Origin of the sequence: Leclercia sp. CFBP8987 (genome assembly GCF_034044995.2) — a bacterium.
Lineage (GTDB): Bacteria > Pseudomonadota > Gammaproteobacteria > Enterobacterales > Enterobacteriaceae > Enterobacter > Enterobacter tamurae.
In genome coordinates this window covers 1,269,012-1,294,324 of sequence record NZ_CM188255.1, presented here as the reverse complement: position 1 = coordinate 1,294,324, position 25,313 = coordinate 1,269,012, and the positions used below count along the sequence as shown (strand labels likewise).

Sequence of the window (25,313 nt, the reverse complement as noted above, 5' to 3'; positions counted from 1 at the left end):
CGGCTCCTCTCTTCAGCGTTAGCCTTGCCACAAAACAACACTGAGAAATGGAGAATTCTATGGCACTGCCCATTATCCTCGATTGCGATCCGGGTCATGACGACGCGATAGCACTCGTCCTTGCCCTCGCCTCACCAGAACTTGATGTCAAAGCCGTTACCTCCTCAGCCGGAAACCAGACCCCGGACAAAACGCTGCGTAATGTCCTGCGCATGCTCACGCTGCTAAAGCGCACCGATATCCCGGTAGCCGGCGGTGCCGTTAAGCCGTTAATGCGGGAGCTCATTATTGCGGACAACGTGCACGGTGAAAGCGGTCTTGATGGCCCCGCCCTGCCCGAGCCGGGCTTTGCTCCGCAACATTGCACGGCCGTAGAGCTGATAGCGAAGATACTGCGCGAAAGCGCCGAACCGGTGACGCTGGTGGCTACCGGTCCGCAAACTAACGTCGCCCTGCTGCTGAACAGCCATCCGGAGCTGCATGCGAAAATCGCCCGGATTGTGATCATGGGCGGCGCCATGGGGCTGGGTAACTGGACCCCTGCCGCTGAATTCAACATCTTTGTCGATCCTGAAGCGGCTGAAATCGTCTTCCAGTCCGGTATTCCGGTGGTGATGGCCGGACTAGATGTAACGCACAACGCGCAAATCATGGCGGAAGATATTGAGCGTTTTCGTGCGATCAATAACCCCGTGGCCCGCACCGTAGCGGAACTGCTCGATTTCTTTATGGAGTATCACAAGACGGAAAAATGGGGTTTCCAGGGCGCACCGCTGCACGACCCTTGCACCATCGCCTGGCTGCTGAAGCCGGAGATATTCACCACCGCCAGACGCTGGGTCGGCGTCGAAACGCAGGGGAAATATACTCAGGGTATGACGGTGGTGGATTATTATTTCCTTAGCGGTAACGAACCCAACACCGAGATCATGCTGAATATCGATCGCCAGGCCTTCGTTGATTTACTGGCAGAAAGACTCGCGTTTTATCGTTCGTAGTCTTATGCGGATAATAACGATGCGTCAGATGACGCATCGTTATTATCACTGCTAAGGCTCAAACGGACGACGCTGGAACTGGTCGTGACCGCACTTCGGACAGACCGGCAGCAGGTCGGGGGTATAAACCGCCAGATGGAAGTGACAATTTTCACACACCAGATTGCCGAGCCCAACCACCTCCCCACTGTGATACACGCCGTGATGGTTAAGATCCTGGAACACCTCGCGCCACTCCAGCTGCGTTTTATCGGTAATATCTGCTAGCTCCTGCCACAGACTCTCTTTGATTACCCGCATAAAGACGCTGTCAGCGACCTCATCCTGGCTCTCTTCGTAGCTGCGGGCGAACTCCTCCAGATCCCGACGCACCGCGCGGGTCACCTCCTCCACTTCGGTACGTGTTAACTCACCCGTCTGCATCACCCTCAGGCGCGCCTGTTCGACGAGCGCATCAATATCACGCTCACCATTACGCAGACGTTCAGTTAATGTGGCGACCAGTTCACGGTAAAATTGAGCAACCTTGTTCATCATTTGCCTCCCGGGTAAGTAACTCTCTCTAATGATAGACCTTATTTGCGCCCCGCTTTGTCAGGTCATCCACACTCTGCGTAAATTCCTGCAAGGCGCTTTTGAGGTAAAGGCTGTTTTGACGCGGGCGTTTGGGCTATGCTATGCGGATCTGAATTACCACATCCATTGGCTACGTTTGTAGCTGTATTGAACACAGGACCACTGGCTGCCATGCAAGAGCAATACCGCCCGGAAGAGATAGAATCGAAAGTCCAGCAACACTGGGACGAGAAGCGCACTTTTGAAGTCACCGAAGACGAGAGCAAAGAGAAGTATTACTGCCTGTCGATGCTTCCCTATCCTTCTGGCCGACTACACATGGGCCACGTGCGTAACTACACCATCGGTGATGTGATCGCTCGCTATCAGCGCATGCTGGGTAAAAACGTCCTGCAGCCGATCGGCTGGGATGCGTTTGGTCTGCCTGCTGAAGGTGCGGCGGTAAAAAACAATACCGCGCCTGCTCCGTGGACCTACGACAACATCGCCTACATGAAAAACCAGCTCAAGATGCTGGGCTTTGGCTATGACTGGAGCCGCGAGCTGGCGACCTGCACCCCGGAATACTACCGCTGGGAGCAGAAGTTCTTCACCGAGCTCTATAAAAAAGGGCTGGTCTACAAGAAAACCTCCGCCGTTAACTGGTGCCCGAACGATCAGACCGTTCTGGCCAACGAACAGGTCATCGACGGCTGCTGCTGGCGCTGCGACACCAAAGTAGAGCGTAAAGAGATCCCACAGTGGTTTATCAAAATCACCGCTTACGCCGATGAACTGCTGAGCGACCTGGACAATCTGGATCACTGGCCAGATACCGTGAAAACCATGCAGCGCAACTGGATCGGCCGTTCTGAAGGGGTGGAAATCACCTTCGACGTTGAGAACTACGATCAGAAACTGACCGTTTACACCACCCGTCCGGACACCTTCATGGGTGCGACCTACCTGGCCGTGGCTGCAGGTCACCCGCTGGCGCAGAAAGCGGCAGAGAACAATCCGGAACTGGCTGCCTTCATCGACGAATGCCGCAACACCAAAGTGGCCGAAGCCGATATGGCGACCATGGAGAAGAAAGGCGTTGCTACCGGTTTCTACGCGACACATCCGCTGACCGGCGAAGCGATCCCGGTCTGGGCTGCCAACTTCGTGCTGATGGAGTACGGTACGGGTGCCGTGATGGCCGTACCGGGTCACGATCAGCGCGACTACGAATTTGCCACCAAATACAGCCTGGCGATCAAGCCGGTTATTCTCGCGGCAGACGGCTCTGAGCCGGATCTGTCCGAGCAGGCGCTGACGGAAAAAGGCACCCTGTTCAACTCCGGCGAATTCAGCGGCCTGAGCTTTGAAGAGGGCTTCAACGCCATTGCCGACAAACTGACGGCGCTGGGCGTGGGCGAACGTAAAGTTAACTACCGTCTGCGCGACTGGGGTGTTTCCCGTCAGCGTTACTGGGGCGCACCAATCCCGATGGTTACCCTGGAAGACGGCACCGTCCTGCCAACCCCGGAAGATCAGCTCCCGGTGATCCTGCCGGAAGACGTGGTCATGGACGGCATCACCAGCCCGATCAAAGCCGATCCTGAGTGGGCGAAGACCACCGTGAACGGCATGCCTGCGCTGCGTGAAACTGACACCTTCGACACCTTTATGGAGTCCTCCTGGTACTACGCGCGTTATACCTGCCCGCAGTATCAGGAAGGCATGCTGGATTCCGATGCAGCAAACTACTGGCTGCCGGTCGATATCTACATCGGCGGGATCGAACACGCCATCATGCACCTGCTCTACTTCCGCTTCTTCCACAAGCTGATGCGCGACGCGGGCCTGGTGAACTCTGATGAGCCAGCCAAACAGCTGCTGTGTCAGGGCATGGTGCTGGCGGATGCCTTCTACTACGTGGGCGTGAACGGCGAGCGTAACTGGGTCTCTCCGGTTGATGCCATCGTTGAGCGCGACGAAAAAGGCCGCATCGTTAAGGCGAAAGATGCCGCGGGTCACGAGCTGGTGTATACCGGCATGAGCAAAATGTCGAAGTCCAAAAACAACGGCATTGACCCGCAGGTGATGGTAGAGCGTTACGGTGCCGATACCGTGCGTCTGTTCATGATGTTCGCCTCTCCGGCAGACATGACCCTCGAGTGGCAGGAATCCGGCGTTGAAGGGGCTAACCGTTTCCTGAAACGTGTCTGGAAACTGGTGTACGAACACACCTCACAGGGCGAAGCACCGGCACTGGATACCGCAGCCCTGACGGAAGATCAGCAGGCGTTGCGTCGTGATGTTCATAAAACTATTGCCAAAGTAACCGATGATATTGGTCGCCGTCAGACCTTCAACACCGCAATTGCGGCTATTATGGAATTGATGAACAAGCTGGCGAAAGCCCCGCAGGAAGGCGAGCAGGATCGTGCCTTGATGCGTGAAGCATTGCTGGCGGTTGTCCGTATGCTGAACCCGTTCACCCCTCACGCCAGCTTTACTCTGTGGCAGGAGCTGAACGGCGAAGGCGATATCGACAATGCACCGTGGCCGGTGGCGGATGAATCCGCAATGGTGGAAAACACCACGCTGGTCGTCGTGCAGGTCAACGGCAAAGTGCGCGGTAAAATCACTGTTCCGGTTGATGCAACCGAAGAGCAGGTCCGTGAACGCGCCGGCCAGGAACATCTGGTGGCGAAGTATCTTGATGGCGTTACCGTACGTAAAGTGATCTACGTGCCCGGTAAACTGCTGAACCTGGTCGTTGGCTAAGCGCGGGAGGAAGCGTGCGACAACTGGCAACATTACTGTTATCGCTGGCGGTGTTAGTCACCGCCGGCTGTGGCTGGCACTTGCGTAACACTACACAGGTGCCGGAACAGATGAAAACCATGATTTTCGATTCGGGCGATCCAAATGGTCCGCTGAGCCGTTCTATCCGTAACCAACTGCGCCTTAACGGCGTTGACCTGATCGAAAAAGGAACGCTGCGCCAGGATATTCCGTCATTCCGCGTATTAAGCTATACCCTGAGCCAGGATACCGCGTCCATCTTCCAGGATGGTCGTACTGCGGAATACCAGATGGTGATGGAAGTTCACGCTGCGGTGTTGATCCCGGGTAGCGATATTTACCCTATCAGTACCAAGGTCTACCGTTCGTTCTTCGATAACCCGCAGACTGCGCTGGCGAAAGATGCTGAGCAGACCATTATCGTTAACGAAATGTATGACAAGGCAGCAGAGCAGCTGATCCGTAAGCTGCCGAGCGTCCATACTGCTGAAAAAGAGAATGCTCTAAAAGCGCAGCCTGTGGCTAAGCCAGCGGCATCCTCATCTCGCGTCACCACGACGCTGGGTCAGTAATGCTCAGGTTGTACCCTGAACAACTCCGCGCGCAGCTCAATGAAGGGCTGCGCGCGGCGTATCTGCTTCTCGGAAACGATCCGCTGTTGCTGCAGGAGAGCCAGGACGCCGTACGTCAGCTTGCGGCGACCCAGGGCTTTGAAGAGCATCACAGTTTCACCCTGGATAACAGCACCGACTGGCAGGAGATTTTCTCTCTCTGTCAGGCGATGAGCCTCTTTGCCGCCCGCCAGACTCTGCTTATCCAGTTACCGGAAAACGGCCCTAATGCGGCCATCAACGAACAACTGGCCACGCTGGTAAGTCTGCTGCATAACGATCTTCTGCTGATTGTCCGCGGCAACAAGCTGACCAAAGCCCAGGAGAATGCCGCCTGGTTTACGGCGCTGGCAAACCATTCAGTACTGGTGACCTGTCAGACCCCGGAGCAGGCACACCTGCCCAAATGGGTGGCGGCCCGGGCAAAGCAGAACAATCTGCAGCTGGATGACGCGGCGAATCAGCTGCTCTGTTACTGCTACGAAGGCAACCTGCTGGCCCTTGCCCAGGCGCTCGAGCGGCTGTCGCTGCTCTGGCCGGATGGCAAACTGACCCTGCCGCGCGTCGAGCAGGCCGTCAACGACGCAGCCCATTTCACCCCTTTCCACTGGGTCGATGCCCTGCTCTCGGCGAAGAGCAAGCGCGCCCTGCATATCCTGCAACAGCTGCGTCTCGAAGGCAGTGAGCCGGTGATCCTGCTCAGAACCCTGCAGCGTGAACTGTTGCTGCTCCTGACCCTGAAACGTCAGTCGGCACATACGCCCCTGCGTGCGCTGTTTGATAAACACCGGGTCTGGCAGAACCGTCGCGGCATGACCACCGAGGCCCTGAACCGCCTGAGCCCGGAACAGCTGCGCCAGGCCGTTCAGCTGCTGACGCGTACCGAGCTGACCCTGAAGCAGGATTACGGCCAGTCGATCTGGTCCGAGCTGGAAAGCCTTTCGCTGCTGCTGTGCCACAAGGCGCTGGCCGATATCTTTATAGAAGGGTAAGAGATGCACTCTCTCCAGGCTCTGTTTGGCGGCACCTTTGACCCGATCCACTACGGGCATCTGAAACCGGTCGAAATTCTGGCGAACCAGATTGGTCTGCAGCGCGTCACTATTATGCCGAACAACGTGCCGCCGCACCGTCCCCAGCCTGAAGCCAGCGCCGCACAGCGCAAAACGATGCTGGAGCTGGCGATTGCCGATAAGCCGCTGTTTCACCTCGACGAGCGTGAACTGCGTCGGGACAGCCCGTCCTATACCGCGCAAACCCTGCAGGAGTGGCGCAGCGAACAGGGGCCGGAGAGACCGCTGGCCTTTATCATCGGCCAGGACTCACTGCTTAGCTTTCCAGGCTGGTATCAGTATCAGACGATCCTCGATAACAGCCATTTGATCGTCTGTCGTCGTCCGGGTTATCCGCTGGCGATGAAAGAGGAGCAGCATCAACAGTGGCTGGAGCAGCACCTGACATATCAGGCTGAAGATCTGCATACCCTGCCAGCCGGTAAAATCTATCTGGCGGAAACGCCGTGGTTTGATATTTCGGCCACGCAGATCCGCCAGCGTCTGCAGCAGGGACTCCCCTGTGATGAGATGTTACCGGCGGCGGTGCTACGTTACATTCAACAGCAGGGTCTGTATCAGAAAAGCAGCAACTGACTGGACGCCGGGAGAAAAAGCGCGCCATTCGCGCTCTCAGCATTGACACCCCCGTCCAGGCTGATATCCTCCGCTGCCAGACTTCCCGCCAGCACTGTTTTACAAAAACTGTTTTACAAAAATGGCGATGCAATCTCCGGCATAGGGTGGGATGATACCCGCCTTCGCAGGCCCGTCCGGTGACATTAGTCCCGACACTGCGGCCAGTTCAGGTATACTGTCTGGCTACGAATTTACAGTTATTCAATCTCACTTTCCCAGGGGGAAAACTTGCAGGGTAAAGCACTCCAGGATTTTGTTATCGACAAAATTGATGACCTGAAAGGTCAGGACATCATCGCCATCGACGTTCAGGGCAAATCAAGCATCACCGATTGCATGATTATCTGCACCGGTACTTCCACTCGCCACGTTGCTTCCATCGCTGACCATGTTGTGCAGGAATCCCGCGCTGCCGGTATGCTGCCGCTGGGCGTTGAAGGCGAAGCGACCGCTGACTGGGTCGTTGTTGACCTTGGCGATGTGATTGTCCACGTCATGCAGGAAGAGAGCCGTCGCCTGTATGAGCTGGAAAAACTCTGGGGTTAATGCGTGAAGCTGCAACTGGTAGCCGTCGGCACAAAAATGCCCGACTGGGTACAAACAGGGTTTACTGAATATCTGCGTCGTTTTCCGAAAGATATGCCGTTTGAGCTGGTGGAGATCCCCGCCGGCAAACGCGGCAAAAACGCAGATATCAAACGCATTCTCGACAAAGAGGGTGAACTGATGCTGGCTGCCGCAGGCAAAAACCGCATCGTCACGCTCGATATTCCGGGCAAGCCCTGGGATACACCGCAGCTGGCGCATGAACTGGAGCGCTGGAAGCAGGACGGTCGCGACGTCAGCCTGTTAATTGGCGGTCCCGAGGGATTATCTCCCGCCTGCAAAGCGGCAGCAGAACAGAGTTGGTCTCTCTCCGCGCTGACGCTGCCCCACCCGCTGGTTCGGGTGTTGGTTGCTGAAAGTCTCTATCGCGCGTGGAGCATCACGACTAACCATCCTTATCACCGTGAGTAATGATGACGTCCTGGATAAATTAAGCAGCGGATGAAACTACAGAATTCTTTTCGCGACTATACGGCTGAGTCCGCGCTGTTCGTGCGCCGGGCGGTGGTCGCCTTTTTGGGGATTTTGCTGCTGACTGGCGTGCTAATCGCCAACCTCTATAATCTGCAAATTGTCCGTTTTACCGATTACCAGACCCGCTCCAACGAAAACCGCATCAAACTCGTCCCTATCGCCCCAAGCCGCGGCATTATCTACGATCGCAACGGTACACCACTGGCGCTGAACCGCACGATCTACCAGATTGAAATGATGCCGGAGAAGGTCGATAACGTGCAGCAGACGCTCGACGCGCTGCGCGGCGTGGTCGATCTGAATGATGACGATATTGCCGCTTTCAAAAAAGAGCGCTCCCGCTCGCATCGCTTCACGTCGATTCCGGTAAAAACCAACCTCACCGAGGTGCAGGTAGCCCGTTTCGCCGTGAACCAGTACCGCTTTCCCGGTGTAGAAGTCAAAGGTTACAAGCGCCGCTTCTACCCGTACGGCTCTGCCCTGACGCACGTCATCGGCTATGTCTCGAAAATCAACGATAAAGATGTCGACAGGCTGGATAAAGACGGCAAGCTCGCCAACTACGCGGCAACGCACGATATCGGCAAGCTGGGGATTGAGCGCTACTACGAAGATATGCTCCACGGTCAGACCGGTTACGAAGAGGTTGAAGTCAACAACCGTGGCCGGGTGATCCGCCAGCTGAAAGAGGTGCCGCCTCAGGCCGGGCATGACATCTATCTGACCCTGGATCTCAAACTCCAGCAGTACGTCGAAACCCTGCTGGCAGGCAGTCGTGCGGCGGTCATTGTGACTGACCCGCGCAGCGGCAGCATTCTGGCCCTGGTCTCGACGCCGAGCTATGACCCGAACCTGTTCGTTGATGGTATCTCCAGCAAAGATTATTCGGGCCTGCTTAACGACCCGAACACGCCGTTGATCAACCGCGCGACTCAGGGTGTTTATCCCCCGGCGTCCACGGTAAAACCTTATGTGGCGGTATCTGCGTTAAGCGCGGGGGTGATCACCCGCAATACCGGTCTCTTCGACCCGGGCTGGTGGCAGTTGCCTGGCTCGGAAAAACGCTACCGCGACTGGAAGAAGTGGGGCCACGGCCATCTGAATGTCACCAAATCACTGGAGGAGTCGGCGGATACCTTCTTCTACCAGGTGGCCTACGACATGGGCATTGACCGTCTGTCAGAATGGATGGGCAAATTTGGCTATGGTCACTACACAGGTATCGACCTCTCAGAAGAGCGCTCCGGCAACATGCCGACCCGTGAATGGAAGCTGAAACGCTTTAAAAAGCCGTGGTATCAGGGCGACACCATTCCGGTGGGGATCGGCCAGGGCTACTGGACCGCCACACCGATTCAGATGAGCAAAGCGCTGATGATCCTGATCAACGACGGGGTGGTGAAAGTGCCGCACCTGCTGATGAGCACCGTTGAAGACGGCAAAAAAGTACCCTGGTCGCAGCCGCACGAGCCACCGGTGGGCGACATCCATTCCGGCTACTGGGAAATTGCCAAAGACGGGATGTATGGCGTAGCCAACCGCGCCAACGGTACAGCACACAAATACTTTGCCGGTGCGCCGTATAAAATCGCGGCAAAATCCGGTACCGCGCAGGTCTTTGGTCTGAAAGCGAATGAAACCTATAACGCGCATAAAATCGCTGAACGTCTGCGTGACCACAAGCTGATGATTGCGTTTGCTCCATACGAAAACCCGCAGGTGGCGGTGTCGATTATTCTGGAAAACGGCGGTGCCGGCCCGGCGGTCGGTACTATCATGCGCCAGATCCTTGATCACATCATGCTGGGTGATAACAACACTGAACTGCCGAGTGAAAGCCCGGCAACCGCCGGCGCGGAGGACCAATAATCGTGACGGATAATCCGAATAAAAAATCGCTGTGGGACAAGATCCACATCGACCCGGCCATGCTGCTGATCCTGCTGGCGCTGCTGGTCTACAGTGCCATGGTCATCTGGAGTGCCAGCGGCCAGGATCTCGGCATGACGGAACGTAAAATCGGCCAGATTACCATGGGTCTGGTGGTGATGGTGGTGATGGCGCAGATCCCGCCGCGCGTCTACGAAGGCTGGGCGCCCTATCTCTATATCTTCTGTATCATTCTACTGGTGGCGGTGGATGCCTTTGGCGCCATCTCGAAAGGCGCACAGCGCTGGCTCGATCTCGGTATTGTGCGTTTTCAGCCCTCTGAGATTGCGAAAATCGCCGTTCCGCTGATGGTGGCCCGCTTTATTAACCGTGATGTCTGTCCGCCGTCGCTGAAAAACACCGCTATCGCGCTGGTGCTGATCTTCCTGCCGACGCTGCTGGTAGCCGCCCAGCCGGACCTCGGTACCTCGATTCTGATCGCCCTTTCCGGTCTGTTCGTGCTGTTCCTTTCCGGACTCAGCTGGCGGCTTATTGGCATTGCGGCAGTGTTACTTGCGGCCTTTATCCCGATCCTGTGGTTCTTCCTGATGCACGATTATCAGCGCCAACGCGTGATGATGTTGCTCGATCCGGAAAGCGACCCGCTCGGGGCAGGCTATCATATTATACAGTCGAAGATTGCAATCGGCTCTGGCGGCCTGCGCGGTAAGGGCTGGCTGCACGGTACTCAGTCGCAGCTTGAGTTTCTGCCCGAACGCCACACCGACTTTATCTTTGCGGTTCTGGCGGAAGAGTTAGGTCTGGTCGGGATTCTGATCCTGCTGGCGCTGTACCTGCTGTTAATCATGCGCGGATTGTGGATTGCCGCCCGGGCGCAAACCACCTTTGGCCGGGTAATGGCCGGTGGCTTGATGTTGATTTTATTCGTTTATGTTTTCGTAAATATTGGTATGGTGAGCGGTATTCTGCCGGTGGTAGGCGTACCGCTTCCCCTGGTGAGTTATGGAGGCTCGGCCCTGATCGTTCTGATGGCCGGGTTCGGGATCGTGATGTCGATCCACACACACAGAAAAATGTTGTCAAAAAGCGTATAAGGGGCACGCAATGCGTAAGCAGTGGTCTGGGATCTGCATCGCAGTGAGTTTACTGGCAGCCTGTACAAGTGACGATGGTCAGCAGCAAGCGACCGTCGCACCACCGCAGCCAGCGGTATGTAATGGTCCGGTGGTTGAGATCAGCGGAGCCGATCCGCGTTTCGAACCGCTGAGCGCCACCGCCAATCAGGATTACGAACGCGACGGTAAAAGCTACAAAATCGTTCAGGACCTTTCCCGATTCAGTCAGGCAGGCCTGGCAGCAATTTATGACGCTGAGCCGGGAAGCAACCTGACCGCCAGCGGCGAAGCTTTCGATCCGATGCAGCTCACTGCTGCGCACCCGACGCTGCCGATCCCAAGCTATGCGCGTATCACCAACCTGGCGAATGGCCGGATGATCGTAGTGCGTATCAACGATCGTGGTCCTTACGGCAATGACCGCGCGATCTCGCTGTCGCGCGCCGCGGCCGACCGCCTGAATACCTCCAACAACACCAAAGTGCGTATCGACCCGATTATTGTCGCTCAGGACGGTTCGCTCTCCGGCCCGGGTATGGCCTGTACCACCGTGGCTAAACAGACTTATGCCCTGCCCGCGCGTCCCGACCTGAGCAGCGGTATGGGTGGCGCGTCGTCCGTTTCCGAACCTGCACCGCAGGGTGACGTACATGCCATCAGTAACGACACGCTGAAAAGCGAAGACAGCATGGGCGCGCCGGTCAGCAGCAGCGGTTTCCTTGGCGCTCCAACCACCCTCGCCTCCGGCGTGCTGGAAGGCAGCGAACCGCCTGCACCTCAGCCGGTTGTCACCGCGCCGGTGAACCAGACGGCTCCGGTGACGGCACCTGTCTCTGCCCCGACTCAGGCTCCGGTGACGGCGCCCGTTTCTGCCCCTGCCCAGGCCGGTGGCTACGTCGTTCAGGTTGGCGCAGTCAGCGACCAGGCACGTGCCCAGCAGTATCAGCAGCGCCTCGGCCAGCAGTTTGGCGTACCGGGTCGCGTTGAGCAAAATGGCGCGGTATGGCGTATTCAGCTGGGTCCGTTTGCCAGCAAATCTCAGGCGGCAGCTTTACAGCAACGTCTGCAGAATGAAGCGCAGTTACAGTCATTTATCGCTGTTGCGAAATGATTAATCGGCGGTATCCGAATTGTCAGTATTTGTCATGTTGATTCACACTCTCATGCCGAAAGTCGGATGCCGGCCTGTATAGCATTTGCTATAGTAAGGCACTTTTTTTAATTCCATCACGGATGTCGTTTTTCTAACCATGAAGACCACTTTCTCCGCTCGTTTTATGCAGCGCATGGCGCTCACTACGGCGCTTTGTGCAGCCACGCTCTCTGTTGCTCACGCCGATGACCTGAATATCAAGACCATGATCCCGGGCGTTCCGCAGATCGATGCGGAATCCTACATCCTGATCGATTACAACTCCGGCAAAGTGTTGGCTGAGCAGAACGCGGATTCACGACGCGACCCGGCTAGTCTGACCAAAATGATGACCAGCTACGTCATCGGTCAGGCCATGAAAGCAGGTAAATTCAAAGAAACCGACCTGGTGACCATCGGCAACGATGCGTGGGCCACCGGCAACCCGGTGTTCAAGGGCTCATCGTTGATGTTCCTGAAACCCGGCATGCAGGTGCCTGTCTCCCAGCTGATCCGTGGTATCAACCTGCAGTCCGGTAACGACGCCTGTGTGGCAATGGCCGACTTTGCCGCGGGCAGCCAGGACGCCTTTGTGGGTCTGATGAACAGCTACGTTTCCGCGCTGGGTCTGAAAAATAGCCACTTCCAGACCGTACACGGCCTGGATGCTGAGGGTCAGTACAGCTCGGCGCGCGATATGGCCCTGATTGGCCAGGCGCTGATCCGTGACGTGCCGAACGAATACACGATCTACAAAGAGAAAGAGTTCACCTTTAACGGTATCCGCCAGACCAACCGCAACGGTCTGTTGTGGGACAACAGCCTGAACGTTGACGGCATCAAAACCGGGCACACCGATAAAGCCGGTTACAACCTGGTCGCCTCTGCCACCGAAGGCCAGATGCGTCTGATCTCTGCGGTGATGGGTGGTCGTACCTTCAAAGGGCGTGAAACCGAGAGCAAAAAACTGCTCACCTGGGGCTTCCGCTTCTTCGAAACCGTGAACCCACTGAAAGCGGGCAAAGAGTTCGCCTCTGAGCCGGTATGGTTTGGTGATAACGACCGCGCCTCCCTGGGTGTTGATAAAGATCTCTACCTGACAATTCCACGCGGCCGCATGAAAGATCTGAAGGCCAGCTATGTCCTCACCGCCAGCGAGCTGCACGCTCCGCTGAAGAAAAACCAGGTCGTGGGCACCATCAACTTCCAGCTTGATGGCAAAACCATCGATCAGCGCCCACTGGTGGTGCTGGACGAAATCCCGGAAGGCAATTTCTTCGGCAAAATCATTGATTACATTAAACTGATGTTCCATCACTGGTTTGGTTAAGAATTGAACACTTGAAAGTGTGATTTCCATCCCCATATACTATGTAACCTGATAACTCCCACCCGACGTGGGAGTTATTCTTTTTTTGACGTACTGCCGGAGCTCCCATGAAAACCAAACTTAACGAACTGCTTGAATTCCCTACTCCATTTACTTACAAAGTAATGGGGCAGGCGTTGCCTGAGCTGGTTGATCAGGTGGTTGAAGTGGTCCAGCGCCATGCGCCAGGGGACTACTCTCCGACGGTGAAACCAAGCAGCAAAGGCAACTACCATTCCGTGTCTATCACCATCACGGCGACGCATATTGAACAAGTCGAGACCCTGTACGAAGAGCTCGGTAATATCGATATCGTTCGCATGGTACTGTAACGCCTTTCGGTTACCCGCATCGCCGGGTAACCTGTTTCCCCTCTGTGATATACTCCCCGCTCCAGTTTGTTCCTTCGTTCGGAGATCTCGTTTTGTATCAGGATACTATTCTCGTCCGCCAGCTTGGGCTGCAGCCCTATGAACCTGTCTCCCAGGCTATGCATGATTTTACTGACACGCGCGACGAGAACACGCCGGATGAGATCTGGCTGGTAGAGCATCCTCCGGTCTTTACCCAGGGTCAGGCCGGGAAAGCAGAGCATCTGCTGATGCCTGGTGATATTCCGGTTATCCAGAGCGATCGTGGCGGGCAGATCACCTACCACGGGCCGGGTCAGCAGGTGATGTATGTCCTGCTCAACCTGAAGCGCAGAAAACTCGGCGTGCGCGAGCTAGTGACGCTGCTTGAACAGACGGTGGTCAATACGCTGGCCGAATTTGATATCGATGCGCACCCGCGCGCGGATGCGCCCGGCGTCTATGTGGGCGAAATGAAAATATGTTCACTCGGTCTGCGTATTCGTAAAGGGTGCTCTTTTCACGGTCTCGCATTAAATATCAATATGGATCTTTCGCCTTTCCGGCGCATCAATCCTTGTGGTTATGCGGGGATGGAAATGACGCAAATGCGCCAGTGGGTAGAGAACATTACGCCGGAAATTGCGCGTCCTCATTTGCTTAATGCTTTTTTAGCACTGCTAAACAATCCACCCCATAAATATATTACTGCTTAATCACTTCCGCCATTTGGCTCATTATTTGATGAGCCATCCTTAATTCAAAGCTTTTAGGCTTTACAACAATCCGTAGTTTCTATATTTTCAAAATACCCGCAACGCGCCTGCCTATAAGCATTCACCTCTTTTCTGCTCCGGCCTGGCTAACCGACAGGCGTGGAACACACCTGCGCAAAAATTAGACAACCCAATGATTATACTTAAGAATGTTAATTGTCAAAAACAGTTTAGCCACAACAATAAGCACATTATTTAAATTCAACTATTATTTATATTGTGAATAATTAGGGAGGGATAGCGTGGATAATAATAATTCTCCAGGTAAGCGCTTGAGCGATCCAGGCAGTGAAGCAAAACCACAAATTTTTCGTACGTTACGTAATATTGATCTCAACTTATTGACGATTTTTGAGGCGGTGTATGTTCACAAAGGGATCGTCAATGCTGCGAAAATTCTGAATCTCACTCCCTCAGCAATCAGCCAGTCCATTCAAAAATTACGCACCATTTTTCCCGATCCGCTGTTTATCCGCAAAGGCCAGGGCGTGACGCCTACCGCCTACGCCACGCATCTGCACGAATACATCAGCCAGGGGCTGGAGTCGATTCTCGGGGCGCTGGATCTCACCGGCAGCTACGATAAGCAGCGCACCATCACCATCGGTACCACTCCGACCGTCGGCGCGCTGGTACTGCCGCAGATCTACCAGGCCGTGAGGGCCCATGCGCCCCAGCTGTTGCTACGCAATATTTCGGTTAATGACGCCGAGACGCAGTTAGCCCAGTTCCAGACCGATCTTATCGTTGACAGCAACTCCCTGAATGCCCGCGCCCTGAGCCATAACGTCCTTTTTGCAGACAAACTGCTGCTCATCTGCCGTAAAAACCATCCGGCACTGAGCCAGGCCGCCACGGTGGAAAATCTTCAGCAATACGAGCAAACGCTGCTGATGCTGGAAGGACAAAACCTGAATGGCCTGCGACAACGTATTAACGATATTTTCCCGGAACGTCTGGTGAACTTTAGCAGTTACAATCTTTTTACGATTGCCGCCCTGATCGGCAGCAGCGATCTGATCGGTATCATCCCCGAGCGCCTGTTTACCCTGGTGCGCCACTGCTGGCCGCTGGAGCATATCCCCTTCGCCCCGCTCAATGCCGAATGCGTTGAAATCTCGCTGTATTACAACAAGCTGAGCCTGCGCGATCCGGTGCTGGAAAACCTGATTGACGTCATCCGCAAGGCCTTCTGAAAGAGGGTCCTTAGCCTCAAGGCTGTGCTGGCCCACACAAAAGGCACTAAACAACAACTATTTTACAATTTGGCGACCGGGCAGGCTGCTTTCTCGCCCGTATCAATGATATACTGCCTGTCGTTCGTTCAAAAATAGTTGATAAATACAACATTCCCTTGAATTGAAACGCTTTCCTTCGATTTTCGCAACTGGAAGACGCACGCTATGAGTAAACCCATTGTGATGGAACGCGGTGTTAAATACCGTGATGCCGATAAAATGGCCCTAATCCCGGTTAAAAACGTGGCTACGGAGCGCGAAGCGCTGTTAAGAAAACCGGCCTGGATGAAGATCAAACTTCCGGCGGACTCTTCGCGTATTCAGGGAATTAAAGCAGCGATGCGCAAAAACGGCCTTCACTCCGTTTGTGAAGAAGCCTCCTGCCCGAACCTTGCTGAATGTTTTAACCACGGCACCGCGACCTTCATGATCCTCGGCGCGATTTGTACCCGCCGCTGCCCGTTCTGCGACGTTGCCCATGGCCGTCCCGTCGCCCCTGACGCCAATGAGCCGCAGAAACTGGGTCAGACGATTGCTGACATGGCGCTGCGTTACGTCGTTATCACCTCCGTTGACCGCGACGATCTGCGCGACGGTGGTGCCCAGCACTTCGCCGACTGCATCACCGCTATCCGCGAAAAAAGCCCGAACATCAAAATCGAAACCCTGGTACCGGACTTCCGCGGTCGTATGGACCGTGCGCTGGAGATCCTCAACGCCACCCCGCCAGACGTGTTTAACCACAATCTGGAAAACGTACCGCGCCTCTACCGTCAGGTTCGTCCGGGTGCCGATTACAACTGGTCCCTGAAGCTGCTGGAGCGTTTTAAAGAAGCGCATCCGGAGATCCCAACCAAATCGGGTCTGATGGTCGGTCTGGGTGAAACCAACGAAGAGATCGTTGAAGTGATGCGCGACCTGCGTCGCCACGGCGTCACCATGCTGACGCTGGGCCAGTATCTGCAGCCAAGCCGTCACCACCTGCCGGTGCAGCGTTACGTCAGCCCTGAAGAGTTTGACGAAATGAAAGCCGAAGCGATGGCGATGGGCTTCACCCATGCCGCCTGCGGCCCGTTCGTTCGTTCGTCCTACCACGCTGATATGCAGGCGAAAGGCGAAGAAGTGAAGTAGGTCCGTTACAAAAACTTACAGTTCACCCATAAAAAAACCGGCCTGAGCCGGTTTTTTTCTATCGCAAGCCATTAAGGCATGGCCGTTACTCTTTGTGGGAGAGTTTCTCGGCCGCGATTTCCGCATCGGCAGTTTTCTTCGCCGTGGCGTCATCGTCATTCATCGCCTTCTTAAAGCCTTTGATGGCAGCACCCAGATCTCCGCCCAGCGTACGTAATTTCTTGGTACCAAACAGCAGGACAACCAGTGCGGCTACCACCAGCAGTTTGGTAATACTAATCTCACCCATAGATACCTTCTTGACGTAAACAGGCTGCGTTTCGCGCCCTAAAAACCCGACGTTATTAACGGTCATTTGACGCCCGCACACAATAGCAATCTGTAACAAGGTGAATCAAGCGTTGTTTAAAAAACGTCACGCTAATTGCGGAGGGGCGAAGCGTCGGTTGCGCAGGACCGGCAGCTGCTGACGCGCCAGCGTAATGCGCTCCCGGCTCATCTCGGCTAATAGCAGCGCCGGCCCCTCTGCCGCGCCCGCAATCGTCACGCCCAGAGGGTCAATAATGCGACTCTGGCCAATATTCTTGTTGCCGCACTCCCCTGCCGCCACCACATAGCAGGTCGTGTCCAGCGCCCGGGCCGCCAGCAGCGTTGACCAGTGGTGCTCCTTGAGCGTCCCTCTGACCCATGCCGCAGGCAGAACCAAAACGTCTGCCCCTGCCAGGGCCAGATTCAACGCCATCTCCGGGAAGCGCAAATCGTAGCAGGTCATCAACCCCAGACGGACGCCGTCGATTTCGATCAGCGGCGGCACGATCGTTCCCGCGTCCACCAGCCTGGATTCCTGAATGCTGAACGCATCGTAAAGATGCAGCTTGGCATACTGCGCCACGATCTGTCCGGCACGCAGGGCGACCAGGGTGTTAATCGCCCTGCCCGCGGTAGAGGGGACATGCACGGTCAGCACTGTGGTCAATTCGTTACGGGCACTCTCTGCCAGCAGCATCGTTAAAAAGCCGCCGTCCAGCGGCTGGGCCGATTTCACAGACAGGTCGGGATCGTTATCATCGCGGGCCAGCAGCGCTTCGGGCAGCACCAGCAGCGATGCACCTTTCGCGGCCGCCTGCTCCATCAACGACACGCAGGTTTCAGCATTTTTTTGCCAGTTTGCCGTTACTGCAAATTGTCCAACCGCAACGTACATATTTTCCCCTTGCCTTATACGGCGTTACACTCTGAGTTCTTACACATCAAATAGCAGGTATTGTTCGTGTTTCAACTACTTTTAGCCGTTTTTATTGGCGGGGGCACAGGAAGCGTGGCGCGCTGGCTGTTAAGCATGCGGCTTAACCCTCTGCACCAGCAGATCCCGTTCGGTACGCTCACGGCCAACCTTATTGGCGCCTTTATCATTGGGCTGGGGCTGGCGTGGTTTAACCGAATGACCCACATCGATCCGGTGTGGAAACTGTTAATCACCACCGGCTTCTGCGGGGGGCTGACGACCTTCTCAACGTTCTCGGCAGAGGTGGTCTTTCTGCTGCAGGATGGCCGCGCGGCCTGGGCGCTGCTGAACATTGCGGTCAATCTGCTGGGTTCGCTAATGATGACCGCGCTCGCATTTTGGTTAATCTCTGCGGTAAATGCTCACTAAAACCCGCGGCCTTAATGTTGGCTTAATTTTTCTCAGGCAACCTGTCACCACATACACTGAGGGTGACGCAATGAAAGAGAAAATAACAAATGCGGGGATGGTAGTGCTGAGCGTGGCGATTCTGGCCAGCTTTTTGAGACTGTACTTGTTTAGCTGAGCCAGAACGAAAAAAACCCGCTCAGGGAGCGGGTTTTGAAATTCTTGCTGGTCTCGACTGAATTACAGTGCGATGACGTTAGCAGCAGAAGGGCCTTTGGCACCGTTAGTGATTTCAAACTCAACGCGCTGACCTTCAGCCAGGGTTTTGAAACCATTGCTCTGGATTGCAGAGAAGTGTACGAACACGTCTTTGCTGCCATCTTCCGGAGTAATGAAACCGAATCCTTTGGATTCATTAAACCACTTAACGTTACCTTTAATCTTAGACATCAAAATTACCTTTACATGAAAATTGGACACAAATGCTGTGTCGGGTATCAGTACAACAATTGTGAGCGGTTTTGTCCAGCGCCTTTTTGAAGAAAAGTGACAAAAGTCGCGTTAATTTTTGGCCCCCAATTTTTATCCTTTACTCTTCAATAAGTGGCTATTAAATCACCAGCATGTAACGTTTTTTCAGCTAAAACTGAAAGCGCATCCAGGCAAAGTAAACGTTGCCGTTGTTATAGGTTCCCGGGATATAGGTCATCTGGAACGTAGCCGGGCCGTACCCTACTGAGGCCAGCGGCAGGACCAACGGAACGGGGATGTAATTCCAGTTATCACGCGCCGTTACGGCAGCGGTAAAGCCCAGCCCCAGATGGAGGTTATCATCGTTCAGCGGGCGCCAGGTTTTCTCCCAGCCGTAGCCCGCAATCGGCTCCCATTTATTGTAGGAGTCTTTAAATGCCATCGCGTAAAGGCCATGCCAGTTACCTTTTTCATCCCAGCGTGACTGGCCAAACCCCGCGCCCCACGGTCGCTCGTTGTAGCGATCGGTCTTCTCTTTGTCGTAAGCGAAGCGGGCATGCCAGGTAATGGCGGGCACGTAGAGATCGTAATGCTGAGGCGCTTCCCAGGTCTCAATCATATCGTTATGAATCGTTTTGACCCAAGCTCTGAGAGGGGGCACGTCTTTAGCCGTTGCCGCAGTTGAAAATGTTAACTGAGCAAAAATAAAAGTAAAAATAAGAAAGAAATTATTAATAACTGTCACAATCCTGTTACCACTTAACTATTCGCCGGGTGTTCTGGCCTAGAATAGTTGAATGGAATCAAGGCGGCATTGGCGTTTATCTTAATTGTTTGCTTAATTTCATAAGAATACTCCTGGGAATAAAGAGTGCGCCTTAAAATATTTAAGGCGCAATTAAGAAAAATTAACGCTGATGCAATAGCTTATACAGCGCGGGAATAACCAGCATGGACAACAGTGGCGCGCTGACCATACCGCCGATCATCGGGGCAGCAATGCGCTGCATCACCTCTGCCCCGCTTCCTCCGCCCCACATTACCGGCAGCAATCCGGCCATAATGGTCGCCACGGTCATCACTTTGGGGCGCACGCGCAGGACAGCACCTTCGTGAATAGCCTTAATTAACACGCTATTTTCGCTATCGCCATCTCGTGTGCGATATTTATCCAGCGCCTGATTAAGATAGAGCACCATAATAACGCCGAACTCTGCCGACACGCCTGCGAGAGCAATAAATCCAACCGCCCCAGCCACCGATAAATTATATTCCAGCAGCCATAATAACCAGACTCCACCAATAAGTGAAAAAGGTAAGGTTCCCATAATGATAAGAACATCTGAAATACGCTTAAAGGTCAGCCAGAGGAGAACAAATATAATTATCAGGGTGACGGGAAGCACTATTTTCAGCTTCGCAGTGGCCCGCTCGAGATATTCAAACTGACCGGACCAGGCGAGGGATACCCCCTGCGGCAAAATAACCTCCCGGGTCACCCGCTGCTGCATCTCCTCTACGGCTGATTTCAGATCGCGCCCGCGCAGATCCACATAGATCCAGTTCGAGAGGCGGGCATTTTCACTTTTCAGCATCGGCGGCCCCTCGGTCACCAGGATATCCGCCAGCTCGCCCAGCGCTATCTGGCTGCCGTTGGCTGCCACCACCGGCAATGTCCGCAGCTTATCGACAGAATCCCGGCTGTCGCGCGGATACCGCAGGTTAATGGGGTAGCGCTCGCGCCCGAGGATCACCTCGCCTACCTTATCCCCGCCCACCAGCGTGGCGACCATCCCCTGCAGCTCCTCCACGGAGACGCCATAGCGCGCAGCTTTCTGGCGATCGATACGAATATCGACGTAACGCCCGCCCGCCAGCCGCTCCGCCAGCGCGGAGGTGACGCCCGGCACCTGCTTCACTACCTGCTCAATCTGCCGGGCAACGCGTTCGATATCGGCCAGATTGTTGCCGTTGACCTTGATCCCCACCGGGCTTTTAATGCCTGTCGCCAGCATATCGAGGCGGTTGCGGATCGGCGGTACCCAGACGTTGGCAATCCCCGGCAGCTGGACGGTGCGATCCAGCTCCTCAACCAGTTTTTCCGGCGTCATGCCCGGCCGCCACTGGTCACGCGGCTTAAAGTGGATGGTCGTTTCCAGCATGGTTAACGGCGCCGGATCGGTTGCCGTCTCCGCCCGTCCGGCCTTGCCGAACACCGATGCCACCTCCGGCACGCTTTTGATCAGCCGATCCGTCTGTTGCAGCAGCCGGGCCGCTTCCCGGGCCGAGATCCCCGGCAGGGTTGATGGCATATACAGCAGGTCCCCCTCGTTCAGCGGCGGCATAAATTCGCTCCCCAGCCGACTCAACGGCCAGAGCGTGACCAGCAGCAGGAACGCCGCCAGCGCCAGCGTCATTTTTGGAAAACGCAGCACCCGGTCGAGCAGCGGCTCATACAGGCGGATCAGCACCCGGTTGATCGGGTTGGCCTTCTCATCCGGGATGCGTCCGCGAATGAAATAGCCCATCAGCACCGGTACCAGGGTGATGCCGAGCCCCGCCGCCACCGCCATTGCCCAGGTTTTGGTGAACGCCAGTGGGGCGAACATGCGCCCTTCCTGCGCTTCCAGCGAAAAAACCGGGATAAACGACAGGGTGATGATCAGCAGGCTGCAGAACAGCGCCGGGCCCACTTCAATCGCCGCCCGCTCCGCCAGCCGCCAGTAATCGGCTGAGGTTGGCTCCTGACCCGGGTTATCGTGCCGCCACTGCTCCAGCACTTTGTGCATATTCTCGATCATCACAATCGCGGCATCGACCATGGCACCGATGGCGATGGCAATCCCACCGAGCGACATGATGTTGGCGTTGATCCCCTGGTAGTGCATCACCACGAACGCCCCCAGAATACCTAGCGGCAGGGAGACCACCGCCACCAGCGCCGAACGGAAATGGAACAGGAACAGGGCGCAGACCAGCACCACCACCACGAACTCCTCCAGCAGCTTGTGGGTGAGGGTTTCGACGGCATCCTCAATCAGCGTCGAGCGATCGTAGACCGGAACAATCTGCACCCCGGTGGGCAGCGTTTTTTGCAGCTCAGCCAGCTTCGCTTTTACCGCATGCAGCGTCTCCAGCGCGTTCTGCCCGTAGCGCATCACCACCACGCCGCCGGCCACTTCACCTTCGCCGTTCAGCTCCGCCACGCCCCGGCGGATCTCCGGACCATAGCCGACGATTGCCACGTCGCCCAGCAGGATCGGCACCCCGTCACGGGAGGCGATCACCACGTTGCGAAAATCTTCCAGGCTGTGCAGATAGCCGGTGGTGCGCACCATGTACTCCGCTTCGCCCTTCTCCAGCAGCGCGCCGCCCCCTTCTTTATTAGCCGCCTGTAGCGCCGTCACGATTTGCCCGTGGGTGATATTGAGGGCCCGCATTTTCGCCGGATCGGCAACCACCTGATACTGACGCACCATGCCCCCGATACTGGCAACCTCTGACACATTTGCCACGCTCTTGAGCTCAAACTTCAGGGTCCAGTCCTGAATGGCGCGCAGATCGGCCAGGCTATGTTTGCCGCTGCGATCGACCAGCGCGTACTCATAGATCCAGCCCACCCCGGTGGCATCCGGGCCCAGGGCGACATTGACCCCGGCCGGCAGCTGCGACTGGACCTGGCTTAAATACTCCAGCACCCGGGATCGCGCCCAGTAGAGATCGGTCCCGTCCTCGAACAGCACGTATACATAGGCATCGCCAAACATCGAGAACCCGCGCACCGTTTTCGCGCCCGGAACCGAGAGCATCGAGGTCGTCAGGGGCCAGGTGACCTGGTCCTCAATCACCTGCGGTGCCTTGCCCGGAAAACTGGCGCGGACGATCACCTGCACGTCCGACAGATCCGGCAGGGCATCCAGCGGCGCACGCTGCACCGCCCAGATGCCCCACCCCGCCATCATCAGGGCCGCCAGGATCACCAGCAGCCGGTTACGCAGGGACGCTTTAATCACCGCCGCGATCATTTCGTCACCTCCGGCAGCGCGCTGCGCAGGCTGGCTTCGGAGTCGATCAGGAACTGCCCGGAGGTGACCACCTCATCCCCCTCCTGCACGCCGGATCGGATTTCGGTCCACCCCTGGGCGGTGATCCCGGTCTCCACGTTCACCGGCTGGAAATAGCCGTTGCCGCTGGCCAGCAGCAGGCGTTTGCTGCTCCCGGTGTCGATCACCGCCTCTTCCGGTACGGCCAGCACCGGTGCTTGCGCCATCGACTGCGCCCGGGAGACGGTCAGGAACATGCCCGGTTTCAGCTGTTGCTGCTGATTGTCCACCAGAATTCGCGCCTTCAGGGTGCGGGTGGCGGTATCCATCTGGGGCAGCAGCTCGCTGACCCGCCCGTGAAAACGCATCCCCGGGAAGCTCTCTGAGGTTGCCACCATTTCGCTGCCGATGCTCAGGGCCTGCGCCTGCGACTGGGGATAATCCACCACCAGCCAGACCGGATCGAGACGCGCCATTTCAAACAATGCGGTCATCGCCGCCACCTGTGTCCCTTCGCGCACGTCCAGCTTCGCCACATAGCCTGCATGAGCGGCCCGGAGGATTAGCGAGGTCTGTGGCTTCCCACTGCGTTCCAGCGCGCGGATCACCTCCTCAGGCATAAACTGCAGCTTCAGCCGCTCCCGGGCGGCGGCGGTTAATGCCGTATCGCCCAGCGCGCGCACCGCCAGATACTCCTGCTGCGTCTGCGTCCACTGGGGGATCCACAGCTGGGCCAGCGCTTCACCGGCTTTCACCTGCTGGAGCGGTGCCCGGACATACAGCTTCGTCACCACGCCCGCTGCGGGTGCCGAAACCACCGTGACGCTGCGCTCATCGGCGGCAATGGTTGCAAAGGCCGTAAAGGGCGAGACCAGCTCCCGACGCTCTGCGCGGGCGGTCTTCATGCCCAGATTTTGCTGTCGGTCGGTGCTGATCCCCACGCCTGCCGTCTCATCCTCCTCGTCGGCATAGCGCGGCACGAGATCCATATCCATAAACGGCGACCGCCCCGGCTTATCAAAACGCTGGCCCGGGACCATCGGATCGTACCAGTAAAGCACCTTGCGTTCGGCAGGGGCCGATGCCGCCTCGTGTGGGGCGTGACGCTGCCCCGCGTAATAGCCGCCCGCTGCCAGCAGCAAGGCCAGAGGCACGGCGACCCGGAATGTGATTTTCATTGTGCCCACTCCTGCGGGATTAACCATTGGATCGCAGCCCAGGTACGCGCCATCTCGCGCTCGGCCTGATTGACTGCCAGTTCGCTGTCCAGCACGCTGCGTCGTGCCTCGAGCAGGGCGGGCAGCTCTGACTGACCCGAACGATATTGCGCATTCAGCACCGCCAGCCGCTGATGCTGTAACGGCAGCACCTCGTCGCGCTGGCGCTGCCACAGGGTTTGCGCGGCCTGATACTGGGCCACCAGCGACTGCACCTGGGCGATGTGCTCCCGCTTGATCAGCGTGAGTTCATCCACCGCCTGCAGAGAGCGGGAGAGCTCTGCGGCATAGTCCTTGTCCTGGCGTCCCGACTGGAACAGGGGCAGATCGACCGTGAACATCACTCCGGCCATATCGTCATACCCTTCGGCACGATGGGCGTAGAACACCTCCACATCGACATCCGGGATCGCCGCCACCGCCGACTGCGCCGAGCGGGCTTTCGCGGTCTCGGCTTCTCGCCGGGCGGCCTCTACTTCCGGGTGACGGGCGATGGCCTCTTCGAGCTGGCTGACGTCGGCAGGCAGACGCTGATAGCGCGGCAGCGGCCCCTGCACGTCCTCGACCTGCTGGCCGGTGAGTTGCAGCAACCGGCTCTGCGCCAGCTGAACGTCACGCCTGGCCAGGGTCGCTTTGTCGCGCATGGCGCTGAGAGTCATGCGCAGGGCCAGCACGCTGTCCGGGTTGGCACTCCCGGCCCCGACGCTGGCCTTCTGCACAGTCAGCTGCCGCGCCGTCTCATTGACCAGCCGTTCCGCCGTTTTCAGTCCCTGCTGCGCCAGAGCCAGCTCCAGCCAGGCCTGGGCGGTATCCCGCTGCAGGGCAGCACGCACCGCGTCGGCTTTCGCCAGCACGCCCCGCGCCTGCGCCTGCAGGGTTTGCGCCTTTCGCTCTCGCTTCTGCTGGCTGACGTAGCTCTGCATGATCCCGACCCGCTGCATGGTCATCCCTTCCCGGGTAAAGCGCCGGTCATTGCTGCCCTGCACCGGGACGTTTTCAATCCCGAACTTCAGTTTTGGGTCAGGGAGCTGGGTGGCGGAATCCGCCATCGCATCCAGCGCCCGGGCCTCGTTACGGCTGGCGGATAACGCCGCCGAGTAGCGTTGGGCTGCGGTCAGGGTTTGCTCCAGCGTCCAGGGTGCGGCCTGCCCGGCCGCACTGAAAAGCCCGAGCATCGCCCCACCGAGCCAGATGCTCAGTGTGATTGTTTTCATGGG

The 25,313-nt window shown here is 56.7% G+C and carries 24 protein-coding genes; 16 read left to right on the top strand and 8 right to left on the bottom strand.

Features of this window, described 5'->3' with window-relative positions; all coding sequences use genetic code 11:
• Positions 1-59 precede the first annotated feature (59 nt).
• Positions 60-998, top strand: a complete 939-nt coding sequence (gene rihA, locus SOM40_RS06080; RefSeq protein ID WP_106992334.1) for a pyrimidine-specific ribonucleoside hydrolase RihA — start codon at positions 60-62, stop codon at positions 996-998.
• Between the two features lie 51 nt (positions 999-1,049).
• On the opposite strand, the gene SOM40_RS06075 is transcribed toward rihA, so the two are convergent.
• Positions 1,050-1,532 carry a zinc ribbon-containing protein gene (locus SOM40_RS06075; RefSeq protein ID WP_106992804.1) on the bottom strand — a complete coding sequence of 161 codons (483 nt, stop codon included), beginning with the start codon at positions 1,530-1,532 and terminating at the stop codon, positions 1,050-1,052.
• Between the two features lie 213 nt (positions 1,533-1,745).
• Between SOM40_RS06075 and leuS the strand changes: the two genes are divergently transcribed.
• The 14 genes from leuS (at position 1,746) to lipA (ending at position 16,732) form a co-directional block, all read left to right on the top strand.
• Entirely contained in the window at positions 1,746-4,328 is a 2,583-nt protein-coding gene (gene leuS, locus SOM40_RS06070; protein WP_146145493.1) for a leucine--tRNA ligase, read from the top strand.
• A gap of 14 nt (positions 4,329-4,342) precedes the next feature.
• Positions 4,343-4,921, top strand: a complete 579-nt coding sequence (gene lptE / locus SOM40_RS06065) for an LPS assembly lipoprotein LptE (RefSeq protein ID WP_225759295.1) — start codon at positions 4,343-4,345, stop codon at positions 4,919-4,921.
• Positions 4,921-5,952, top strand: a complete 1,032-nt coding sequence (gene holA, locus SOM40_RS06060) for a DNA polymerase III subunit delta (protein ID WP_166181856.1) — start codon at positions 4,921-4,923, stop codon at positions 5,950-5,952. The genes lptE and holA overlap by 1 nt, the downstream gene beginning before the upstream one ends.
• 3 nt (positions 5,953-5,955) lie before the next feature.
• Entirely contained in the window at positions 5,956-6,609 is a 654-nt protein-coding gene (gene nadD / locus SOM40_RS06055; protein ID WP_225759296.1) for a nicotinate-nucleotide adenylyltransferase, read from the top strand.
• A 270-nt stretch (positions 6,610-6,879) separates the two neighbouring features.
• Positions 6,880-7,197 carry a ribosome silencing factor gene (rsfS, locus tag SOM40_RS06050; RefSeq protein ID WP_032617029.1) on the top strand — a complete coding sequence of 106 codons (318 nt, stop codon included), beginning with the start codon at positions 6,880-6,882 and terminating at the stop codon, positions 7,195-7,197.
• 3 nt (positions 7,198-7,200) lie between these two features.
• Entirely contained in the window at positions 7,201-7,668 is a 468-nt protein-coding gene (rlmH, locus tag SOM40_RS06045) for a 23S rRNA (pseudouridine(1915)-N(3))-methyltransferase RlmH (protein WP_003858701.1), read from the top strand.
• Positions 7,669-7,698: 30 nt separating this feature from the next.
• Entirely contained in the window at positions 7,699-9,600 is a 1,902-nt protein-coding gene (gene mrdA / locus SOM40_RS06040) for a peptidoglycan DD-transpeptidase MrdA (RefSeq protein WP_261642262.1), read from the top strand.
• A gap of 2 nt (positions 9,601-9,602) precedes the next feature.
• Positions 9,603-10,715 (top strand): peptidoglycan glycosyltransferase MrdB, encoded by a 1,113-nt coding sequence (gene mrdB / locus SOM40_RS06035; RefSeq protein WP_106992328.1) that lies wholly within the window; start codon positions 9,603-9,605, stop codon positions 10,713-10,715.
• Between the two features lie 10 nt (positions 10,716-10,725).
• A complete protein-coding gene (gene rlpA / locus SOM40_RS06030; RefSeq protein ID WP_225759297.1) occupies positions 10,726-11,847 on the top strand; it encodes an endolytic peptidoglycan transglycosylase RlpA in 1,122 nt (373 codons plus the stop codon).
• Between the two features lie 139 nt (positions 11,848-11,986).
• Positions 11,987-13,198, top strand: a complete 1,212-nt coding sequence (gene dacA / locus SOM40_RS06025) for a D-alanyl-D-alanine carboxypeptidase DacA (protein ID WP_106992326.1) — start codon at positions 11,987-11,989, stop codon at positions 13,196-13,198.
• A gap of 107 nt (positions 13,199-13,305) precedes the next feature.
• Entirely contained in the window at positions 13,306-13,569 is a 264-nt protein-coding gene (ybeD, locus tag SOM40_RS06020) for a DUF493 family protein YbeD (protein ID WP_003022706.1), read from the top strand.
• Positions 13,570-13,661: 92 nt separating this feature from the next.
• On the top strand, positions 13,662-14,303 hold the full coding sequence (gene lipB, locus SOM40_RS06015) for a lipoyl(octanoyl) transferase LipB (RefSeq protein WP_106992325.1): 642 nt from the start codon (positions 13,662-13,664) through the stop codon (positions 14,301-14,303).
• Between the two features lie 302 nt (positions 14,304-14,605).
• On the top strand, positions 14,606-15,559 hold the full coding sequence (locus SOM40_RS06010; protein WP_106992324.1) for a YbeF family transcriptional regulator: 954 nt from the start codon (positions 14,606-14,608) through the stop codon (positions 15,557-15,559).
• A gap of 207 nt (positions 15,560-15,766) precedes the next feature.
• The gene (gene lipA, locus SOM40_RS06005) at positions 15,767-16,732 is read left to right on the top strand and encodes a lipoyl synthase (RefSeq protein ID WP_106992323.1); all 966 of its coding nucleotides are present in this window, start codon (positions 15,767-15,769) and stop codon (positions 16,730-16,732) included.
• A gap of 85 nt (positions 16,733-16,817) precedes the next feature.
• On the opposite strand, the gene tatE is transcribed toward lipA, so the two are convergent.
• Positions 16,818-17,021, bottom strand: a complete 204-nt coding sequence (tatE, locus tag SOM40_RS06000) for a twin-arginine translocase subunit TatE (protein WP_106992803.1) — start codon at positions 17,019-17,021, stop codon at positions 16,818-16,820.
• 126 nt (positions 17,022-17,147) lie between these two features.
• Positions 17,148-17,936 (bottom strand): deaminated glutathione amidase, encoded by a 789-nt coding sequence (locus tag SOM40_RS05995; protein ID WP_320530754.1) that lies wholly within the window; start codon positions 17,934-17,936, stop codon positions 17,148-17,150.
• 66 nt (positions 17,937-18,002) lie between these two features.
• Between SOM40_RS05995 and crcB the strand changes: the two genes are divergently transcribed.
• The gene (gene crcB, locus SOM40_RS05990; RefSeq protein WP_106992321.1) at positions 18,003-18,386 is read left to right on the top strand and encodes a fluoride efflux transporter CrcB; all 384 of its coding nucleotides are present in this window, start codon (positions 18,003-18,005) and stop codon (positions 18,384-18,386) included.
• 219 nt (positions 18,387-18,605) lie between these two features.
• Here the strand turns inward: crcB and cspE are convergent, their stop codons facing one another.
• The 5 genes from cspE to SOM40_RS05965 all read right to left on the bottom strand — a co-directional run bounded on the left by cspE (position 18,606) and on the right by SOM40_RS05965 (position 25,310).
• Positions 18,606-18,815: a transcription antiterminator/RNA stability regulator CspE gene (gene cspE / locus SOM40_RS05985; protein ID WP_002439184.1), complete on the bottom strand. Its 210-nt coding sequence runs from the start codon at positions 18,813-18,815 to the stop codon at positions 18,606-18,608.
• Positions 18,816-19,005: 190 nt separating this feature from the next.
• Positions 19,006-19,581, bottom strand: a complete 576-nt coding sequence (pagP, locus tag SOM40_RS05980) for a lipid IV(A) palmitoyltransferase PagP (RefSeq protein ID WP_312079729.1) — start codon at positions 19,579-19,581, stop codon at positions 19,006-19,008.
• Positions 19,582-19,744: 163 nt separating this feature from the next.
• Complete coding sequence (locus tag SOM40_RS05975; RefSeq protein WP_320530755.1) at positions 19,745-22,861, bottom strand: efflux RND transporter permease subunit; 3,117 nt, start codon at positions 22,859-22,861, stop codon at positions 19,745-19,747.
• Positions 22,858-24,057, bottom strand: coding sequence for an efflux RND transporter periplasmic adaptor subunit (locus SOM40_RS05970; RefSeq protein WP_320530756.1), 1,200 nt, complete (start codon positions 24,055-24,057; stop codon positions 22,858-22,860). Before SOM40_RS05970 ends, SOM40_RS05975 begins: the two co-directional genes overlap by 4 nt.
• Entirely contained in the window at positions 24,054-25,310 is a 1,257-nt protein-coding gene (locus SOM40_RS05965; RefSeq protein WP_320530757.1) for a TolC family protein, read from the bottom strand. The genes SOM40_RS05970 and SOM40_RS05965 overlap by 4 nt, the downstream gene beginning before the upstream one ends.
• Positions 25,311-25,313 lie beyond the last annotated feature (3 nt).